The organism is Candidatus Oleimmundimicrobium sp., from assembly GCF_030651595.1.
Taxonomy (GTDB): Bacteria; Actinomycetota; Aquicultoria; order UBA3085; family Oleimmundimicrobiaceae; genus JAUSCH01.
Genome location: NZ_JAUSCH010000020.1, coordinates 1 through 1,113, shown reverse-complemented (window position 1 = coordinate 1,113; position 1,113 = coordinate 1). Strand labels below are relative to the sequence as shown.

At 58.8% G+C, this 1,113-nt stretch carries 1 protein-coding gene; it reads left to right on the top strand.

Annotated elements, in window-relative coordinates; translation table 11 throughout:
• Positions 1–446: 446 nt before the first annotated feature.
• A complete protein-coding gene (locus tag Q7U95_RS01560; RefSeq protein WP_308751524.1) occupies positions 447–842 on the top strand; it encodes a hypothetical protein in 396 nt (131 codons plus the stop codon).
• Positions 843–1,113: the final 271 nt, after the last annotated feature.

The window sequence follows — 1,113 nt, the reverse complement described above, 5'->3', positions numbered from 1 at the left end:
GGCGGTAGCGGCGTAACCGAGGCGGAAATCCACTTAGAAAACGCCCGGCAACTGTGCAGATCAACCGAACCACCTCTCTGAGCATCCTTGTTCGATAAACAATCACATTCTTGTTGGCATTGATCGAAATCAACTGCGCGTGATGAATGACTCACACCGAACAGGGTTTCGTTGTGACACAGAAAGGCAGCCTACGACGCACGTCAGTGCGCTCGAACAGCGGAAATGGATCGATTGGGCAATCACCTAACATACCCCTGCCAACCCCGGAAGGTTCAGGCGCCCCCGGCTGGCTGGCACCGGCTGCACCCCCATTCACCAAGCTCTGATTTTCTAGGACTTCGGTCTCATTGCAGATCCCGACCACCTGCGTGCAAGTCCCACCCGACTGCGCTCATGCGACACGGTAGGTAAGTGCTGTGACCAACCACAGCAGAGAGACCACCATGAATCCTTACCAGAATACCTCGACCGCGAAGCTGATCGCTGACCGCATCCGCGACCTGTCGCACCGCAAGACCCAGGCTGAAATCGCCTCCGAGGCGGGTTTCCCGAACGCGAACATGATGACCTTCCTCAAGAACGGGCGCAACAAGGTGCCGCTTGACCGCGTCCCCTCGCTGGCGAAGGCGCTGGAGGTGGATGCAGCGATGCTCATGCGTCTGGCGCTCGATCAGGCGGTGGGCGCGACGGCGGCGAAGGCGATCACCGAAATCTTCGGCACGCCCGTCACGCAGAACGAACGTGGCTGGCTGATGGAGATGCGCGATGCATCCGACAATACCGACCCGCGTCTGACGGCTCGGTCGCGTGCGGCTCTGAGGGCGATCTTCGGGAAATGATCGCGACCATCATTGCTGGGACCGTGGACCGGTGGGACCGGAGAGGCATGTCATTAGCTGAACACCTTCATTCGGCGTGAAGAAGTCATCAGGTGCAGAATGTGCAATATTTTCGCGTTGGGTGCTGGGCGGTCGACGAATCGTCTCTGCCAAGGGAAAGGCGTCTAATGTTGATTGGCTGGACCGCCGCATCCGGCAGGACTGGATGCACCACAAGGATGTAACACAGACCTGTAACACAGCGGCCAGGTCTGCGCGTCGCAAGTGTTTG